The following is a 6209-nucleotide window of genomic DNA, read 5'->3' as shown; positions in this document are numbered from 1 at the left end:
CCAGCGCCGGAGAGCTCGCCGCCGTCGGCCCGTCCGTCCTGACCGTTCTCGCCGCCCGCGCCCCCGGCGCCTGAGGGCGGATACCCCTCCTCGTCGGCGCCGGCTCCCCCGCCACCGCCCCCGCCCGCGGCGATCACCACGGGTTCGCCGTCGAGGAGGAACTGGGTGGCCCCGCCGCCACCTCCCCCGCTGAGGCCGCCGCTGGAGCCGCCGTCACCGCCGCCGCGCCCGGCAGCGCCGTAGGCACCCTCGGGGACCGACGCGGCCCCGGCGAGGTCCACGGTGACGACCGTGCCCGAGGGCACGTCCACCGTCGCGCTCACCCGGGTCCCCACACCGCCCCAGCCCAGCTCCCCGTCCGCGTGGTCCCCGTCGGCGCCGTCGGAGCCCTGCGCGGTGACCGCCACCTGGCACGACGACCCCACCGTGAACGTGTGGGCGGCGCCGTCGCCGTGGGTCAGAGTCCGGGTGGCCTGTTCGGCCGCCGCCTGTGTGCCGCCGACCGCGACCAGTGCCCCGGCGGCCAGCCCGACCCACAGCCCACCAACTACCCCGCGTACCCGATATCGCATGAAAGTGACTCTATGTAGTCAACCCCGCCGTCAGGACGCCGACACACCCGAGCTGGACCGAACCGACACGAACCAGCCGCGGGCGGCCCTACCGCTCCGGGTCGACCCCTTCGGATACACGGCGCAAAAGCTCCGAGGTCGCCAAACCCCGCGGGTAGACCGCCACCAGAACCCGCTCCTCAGCGCCCGCGGCGCCCTGCGCGCCCGCGCCGTCCCGAGCAGTCGGCCCCTCCTTGCCCGCCCAGCCCAGCATCGGAGCCGCCAGGCCGCTCACCCGGGTCATCGCCTCGTCGAGGCGCGCCCAGACGCGACCGTCCTCCGGCTCCCGCAGCCAAGCGCGCAGAACGTGGTTGTGCGCTGCGATGACGGCCGCCGCGATCACCTCGGCCTCCAGGGACGCCCGCTCACCGCCCGCCCGCTGAGCCAGGTAGTGGCTGAACGCCGCTTGGTACCTCGCCGTCATCGCCACCTCACGGTCCCGCAGCCGATCATGGGCGCGCACCAGCCGGTACCGGGGCACGGTGATGTCGGGGTCTCGGACGTATCCCTGGAACACCAGGCGCGCGGCGGCCACCACGGTGGTCATCGGGTCGTCCGGGGAGGCTTCCATGAACCGCACGACCGTCTCGAACAGCTCGTCGTGCTCAGCGAAGAGGATGTCCTCCTTGGAGCCGAACCGGCGGAAGAGGCTCCTACGGCTCACCCCGGTCGCGGTGGCGATGCCCTCCATCGTGGTGGCCTCATAGCCCGCATCGGTGAACAGCCCCACCGCGGCCAGAACCACGTCGCGGGTCTCGGTGCGCGGCTGGCCGCCCCGCGCGGCACGCTCACCCGTTGCGCCCATAGTCGCCTCCTTCCCCGCCGACTGACCGGCGTCCACCGTGAACGTATCGGCCCCGTTGGTGTACTTCTCACCGCCCACCCCCTACCCTGGCACTGAATGCCAAGCATCGGCACCTAGTGCCAGTCACCGGGGATCGTGCGCTTCCTCGGGGAGGGAAGAACATGAGCGACTTCAACCTGTTCAAGACCAACGAGGACCACGAGGAACTACGCGAGGCCGTCCGCGCGGTCTCCGAGGACAAGATCGCCCCGCACGCCGCTGAGGTGGACGAGAAGTCGGAGTTCCCCCAGAACGCCCTCGACGCGCTGCGCGCCACGGAGTTCCATGCCGCGCACATCTCCGAGGACTACGAGGGAATGGGCGCCGACGCGCTGGCCACCTGCATCATCATCGAAGAGGTCGCCCGAGTGTGCGCCTCCTCGTCCCTCATCCCCGCGGTCAACAAGCTCGGCACCATGCCGCTGATCCTCGGCGCGCCCGAGGAGGTCAAGCAGCGCTACCTGACCCCCGTGGCGCGCGGCGAGTCGATGTTCTCCTACGGCCTGTCCGAGCGCGAGGCCGGTTCCGACACCGCCGCCATGCGCAGCCTGGCCACCCCCAAGGGCGACGACTGGGTCCTCAACGGCCAGAAGTCCTGGATCACCAACGCGGGGGTCAGCGACTACTACACCGTCCTCGCGGTGACCGATCCCGACGGCAAGCGCGGCGGCAACATCTCGGCCTTCGTCGTGCACGCCGACGACCCCGGCTTCACCCTCGGCGAGCCGGAGCGCAAGCTCGGCATCAAGGGCTCCCCCACACGGGAGCTGTTCTTCGACGACGTCCTCATCCCCGGTGACCGCATGGTCGGCTCACCGGGCGAGGGCCTCAAGATCGCGCTGCGCACCCTGGACCACACCCGCGTCACGATCGGCGCGCAGGCCGTCGGCATCGCCCAGGGCGCCCTGGACCACGCCGTGGCATACGTCAAGGAGCGCAAGCAGTTCGGCAAGGCCGTCGCCGACTTCCAGGGCATCCAGTTCATGCTCGCCGACATGGCCATGAAGCTGGAGACCGCCCGCCAGATGGTCTACGTCGCCGCCGCCAAGTCCGAGCGGGGCGACGACGACCTGGCCTTCTACGGTGCCGCGGCCAAGTGCTACGCCTCGGACGCCGCCATGGAGATCACCACCGACGCCGTGCAGCTCCTCGGCGGCGCCGGGTACGTGAAGGACTTCCCGCTGGAGCGCATGATGCGCGACGCCAAGATCACCCAGATCTACGAAGGTACGAACCAGGTCCAGCGCATGGTCATGGCCCGCCAGCTCCTCAAGAAGTAGCCCTGAGTCCGGGTGCCCCGGGCCCGAACCCCTGGTCCCGAGCCAGGGATCCGGCACCGCCGAACGCCCGCTCCTGGGAGCGGGCGTTCGGCGCTCCGGCCTGTCAGACCACGGCCTCACGGAGGAACTTGGCCATCGGGACGGCGTCTCGGCCCAGGGCCCGGCGGACGTCGTCGGTGACCATGGCGGCCTGTCCGTTGGCGATCGCACGGAAGCGCTCGTTGAGCGTGTCCACGTACCGGTCCGGCCAGCCCATGTTGGTGGCGCGGAAGTAGAAACCGGCCTCGTCCAGCTTCTTGAACCGCCACACGGGGCTGTCCGTCCCCTTCGTCTCCCGGACGACCTCGCGGAAGGTGACGGCAGTGGGCCCGGTGAGCGTGTACTCGCGGCCGTGGTGCCCGTCCTCGGAGAGCGCCGCGACGACGGTGTTGGTGACGTCTCTGGCGTCCACGAAACTGACTGCCGCGGTCTTCTTGACCGGCAGTTCCAGACGACCGTTCCGGGAGCGCGCGAGGCGGGCGAAGAGGCCCTCGGTGAAGTCCTGGTCCAACCAGTTGGGGCGGACCACGGTCCAGCGCTCGAACGACTCCCTGAGCCGGCGTTCCAGCACACGCTGCTCGGAGTCGGGCGGCCCGGTCTCACTGCCCATCGCAGTGACCAGCACGGCGGTCCGGACCCCCGCTTCCGCCGCCCGCTCCACGAAGGCCCCGGCCCGGTCCGTGAGCCCGCTGGCCAGCGGAACCGTCACGAAGAGGCTCTCCACACCCTTCAACGCCGGTTCCCAGCTAGTGGTGTCCGTCCAGTCCAGACGAACTTCACCCTCCCTGGAGGCACCCGCGGCGGGCAGGCCGCGTCTGCGGAGTTCCGTCAGGACACGCAGGCCCACCTGTCCGGTGGCGCCGGTGACCAGAGTGCTCATCTGGTGATCCCCCAAGTTCACGCGCGGGTGCTCCGCCTGCTGACGGTACCCACTTCCGCACACGGAACTGGTGTGAAACGGCTTATCGGCCGCCGACGAACCTCAGCCGAGGCGCCGGGAGGGCGCGAACGCCGCCATCGCGAACACCAGGATCGCTCCGCAGACGGCGAACCCGAGGTTGGCGAACAGGGCGTTCTCCTGGAGCACAGCGACGTTCTGGACGACGAGGCGGTTGAACGAGTTCAGCACGATGCCGAGGACCGGTTGGGACCAGAGGTGGTCGACTGCACCGCTGACCCCCAAGAGGAAGACCAGGACACCAAGGCCCTGTAGGAGCTTGCGCATGGCCCGACTCTAGGAGCCGGTCGCCCCCACCGTATCGGCCGAAGGGCCCTCCTCCACGCACCTTGCGGATGCCGCCGCCACCAGCGGTGTTCGACCAAAGTAGCGAATCGCCCTTCCTTGGTACCGCCTCAGCTCCCGGGGCCACCTTCCGGTCTTGCCCCGCTCATAGAATCCGGGCAATGCGCAACACGTCCACGCCCTCGGAGAGACACCGGCGCAGCGCGCGCGACTGGGTCGTGGACGCTGCGATGTTCCTGATCGCGATCGGCTTCGGACTGGTCGGAGCATTGACGATCCCCGGCCATACACCGCCCCCGCCGAAACCGGAGCTGTTCACCACCGCCGACCAGCTGGTCGCTCTCAGCGGCTGCACGGCCCTGTGGTGGCGGCGACGGTGGCCGGTCCGGATCGCGGTGGCCCTGGTAGTGCTCTCCGCCTTCTTCCCACTGGTGGGCGGGGCGATGCTCGTCGCCCTGTTCTCGCTGGCCGTGCACCGGCCGCCCAAGGTGGGACTGTCGGTACTTGCCCTGAGCATCCTGGCCTCCTACATCAACGTCACCCTCCACCCCGAGCCGGGCTCGCCGTTCCTCGTGATGTTCCTCCTGAGCGCGGTCTTCCAGGGAGCGGTCACCGGATGGGGGCTGTCGGTCCAGCACCGGCGGCAGCTGTTCGAGTCGCTCAAGGAACGGGCCGTCCACGCGGAGACCGAGGCCCAGCTGCGCGCCGAACACGCCCAGCACCAGGTGCGCGAGTCCATCGCCCGGGAGATCCACGACGTCCTCGGGCACCGGCTGTCGCTGCTCAGCGTGCACGCGGGCGCCCTTGAGTACCGTCCGGACGCCTCGGCCGAGGAGGTCGGCAGGTCCGCGAAGGTGATCCGGGAGAGCGCCCACCAAGCACTCCAGGACCTGCGCGAGGTGATCGGGGTACTGCGCGCGCCCGTGGGTGAACTGCCACAGCCGACCATGGCCGACCTGGCCCAGCTCGTGGCGGAGGCGGGCGACACGGGGGCGGGGCTGGAGTTCGTGGAGGAGCACACAGGGACCGTTCCCGAACGGACCGGGCGCACCGCCTACCGCATCGTCCAGGAGGCGCTCACCAACGCCCGCAAACACGCACCGGGCGCCCACACGTCCGTGCGGACCTCCGGGTCCCCGAGCGAAGGGCTGACCGTCACCGTGCGCAACGGACCTCCCAGGGAGCCCGCGGTAACACCCTCTACCGGCTCGGGGGACGGCCAGGGCCTGGTCGGCCTCACCGAGCGGATCTCGCTCACGTCCGGCCGCCTGGACTACGGTCCGACCGCCGATGGTGGCTGGCACCTCGCCGCGTGGCTACCGTGGCCCTCATGAGCGAAGCGGCGCGGGAGAGCGGTCGGCGGATCGGTGTGGTGATCGTCGACGACGACGCACTGGTGCGGGTCGGGCTGGTGATGATGCTGGGCGGCGCCCCGGACGTGAACGTGCTGGCCGAGGCGGAGGACGGCGGCGAGGTTCGGGCGCTGGTCGAACGGCACGCGCCCGACGTGGTCCTGATGGACATCCGTATGCCCACCGTGGACGGCCTGACCGCTACCGAGCAGTTGCGGTCCCTGCCCGATCCGCCTGAGGTCCTGGTGCTCACCACCTTCGACGCCGACGAGCACGTGCTCCGTGCGCTGCGGGCCGGTGCGGCCGGATTCCTCCTCAAGGACACGCCGCCGGAGGAGATCGTGGAGTCGGTCCGGCGGGTCGACCGGGGCTTCCCCGTGCTCTCCCCCCAGGTCACCCGGCGGTTGATGCAGCGAGTGGCCCACGACGACCACAGTGACCGGGCGGGTCGGGCCCGCGACAGCCTGTCCGTACTGAACGCCCGGGAGACCGAGGTCGCGATCGCCGTAGGCGAGGGCCGGTCCAACGCGGACATCGCCGCGCGGCTCTTCCTCAGCGTTCCGACCGTGAAGACGCACGTCTCCAGCATCCTCACCAAACTCGACCTGAACAACCGGGTGCAGATCGCCCTGCTGGTGCACGACGCGGACCTCCTCGACGAGGGTCAGATCTGACGCGCCCGGCCCGCCGGGTCCGACTGTCCCTCTAGGGCTTGTTCGGTGGATGCTGCCCGTCGAGAAGGTGCTGCGCCGTAGGCGTCCGTTGAGGGTTGGTGGCGGGCGACGAACGGGGGTGCTGCGCCGTAGGCGTCCGTTGAGGGTTGGTGGCGGGCGACGAACG

The 6209-nt window shown here is 70.5% G+C and carries 6 protein-coding genes and 1 pseudogene; 3 read left to right on the top strand and 4 right to left on the bottom strand.

Going from position 1 to position 6209, the window contains the following annotated elements:
* Together ACYVD1_RS34160 and ACYVD1_RS34155 are read right to left on the bottom strand one after the other, a co-directional pair.
* Positions 1 to 572: pseudogene (locus ACYVD1_RS34160) on the bottom strand (hypothetical protein); the annotation flags it as partial.
* An 88-nt stretch (positions 573 to 660) separates the two neighbouring features.
* Positions 661 to 1416: a TetR/AcrR family transcriptional regulator gene (locus tag ACYVD1_RS34155; RefSeq protein ID WP_460778619.1), complete on the bottom strand. Its 756-nt coding sequence runs from the start codon at positions 1414 to 1416 to the stop codon at positions 661 to 663.
* Between the two features lie 161 nt (positions 1417 to 1577).
* On the opposite strand from ACYVD1_RS34155, the gene ACYVD1_RS34150 reads away from it, so the two are divergent.
* Entirely contained in the window at positions 1578 to 2735 is a 1158-nt protein-coding gene (locus ACYVD1_RS34150; protein WP_460778618.1) for an acyl-CoA dehydrogenase family protein, read from the top strand.
* A gap of 103 nt (positions 2736 to 2838) precedes the next feature.
* Here the strand turns inward: ACYVD1_RS34150 and ACYVD1_RS34145 are convergent, their stop codons facing one another.
* Entirely contained in the window at positions 2839 to 3654 is an 816-nt protein-coding gene (locus ACYVD1_RS34145; RefSeq protein WP_460778617.1) for an NAD(P)H-binding protein, read from the bottom strand.
* A 102-nt stretch (positions 3655 to 3756) separates the two neighbouring features.
* On the bottom strand, positions 3757 to 3999 hold the full coding sequence (locus ACYVD1_RS34140) for a hypothetical protein (RefSeq protein WP_460778615.1): 243 nt from the start codon (positions 3997 to 3999) through the stop codon (positions 3757 to 3759).
* A gap of 179 nt (positions 4000 to 4178) precedes the next feature.
* On the opposite strand from ACYVD1_RS34140, the gene ACYVD1_RS34135 reads away from it, so the two are divergent.
* Both ACYVD1_RS34135 and ACYVD1_RS34130 read left to right on the top strand, forming a co-directional pair.
* Positions 4179 to 5351 carry a sensor histidine kinase gene (locus ACYVD1_RS34135; protein ID WP_460778614.1) on the top strand — a complete coding sequence of 391 codons (1173 nt, stop codon included), beginning with the start codon at positions 4179 to 4181 and terminating at the stop codon, positions 5349 to 5351.
* Positions 5348 to 6043, top strand: coding sequence for a response regulator transcription factor (locus tag ACYVD1_RS34130; protein WP_460778613.1), 696 nt, complete (start codon positions 5348 to 5350; stop codon positions 6041 to 6043). Before ACYVD1_RS34135 ends, ACYVD1_RS34130 begins: the two co-directional genes overlap by 4 nt.
* Positions 6044 to 6209: the final 166 nt, after the last annotated feature.

It is taken from the genome of Nocardiopsis nanhaiensis, assembly GCF_054778635.1.
The sequence above is the reverse complement of the archived record's forward strand: the minus strand, read 5'-3'. Positions and strand labels throughout refer to the sequence as shown.

What these genes read in the sequence shown, in the direction of transcription:
- ACYVD1_RS34155 (WP_460778619.1), bottom strand. Translation starts at nt 1,416, where the DNA reads ATGGGCGCAACGGGTGAGCGTGCCGCGCGGGGCGGCCAGCCGCGCACC.
- ACYVD1_RS34150 (WP_460778618.1), top strand. Translation starts at nt 1,578, where the DNA reads ATGAGCGACTTCAACCTGTTCAAGACCAACGAGGACCACGAGGAACTA.
- ACYVD1_RS34145 (WP_460778617.1), bottom strand. Translation starts at nt 3,654, where the DNA reads ATGAGCACTCTGGTCACCGGCGCCACCGGACAGGTGGGCCTGCGTGTC.
- ACYVD1_RS34140 (WP_460778615.1), bottom strand. Translation starts at nt 3,999, where the DNA reads ATGCGCAAGCTCCTACAGGGCCTTGGTGTCCTGGTCTTCCTCTTGGGG.
- ACYVD1_RS34135 (WP_460778614.1), top strand. Translation starts at nt 4,179, where the DNA reads ATGCGCAACACGTCCACGCCCTCGGAGAGACACCGGCGCAGCGCGCGC.
- ACYVD1_RS34130 (WP_460778613.1), top strand. Translation starts at nt 5,348, where the DNA reads ATGAGCGAAGCGGCGCGGGAGAGCGGTCGGCGGATCGGTGTGGTGATC.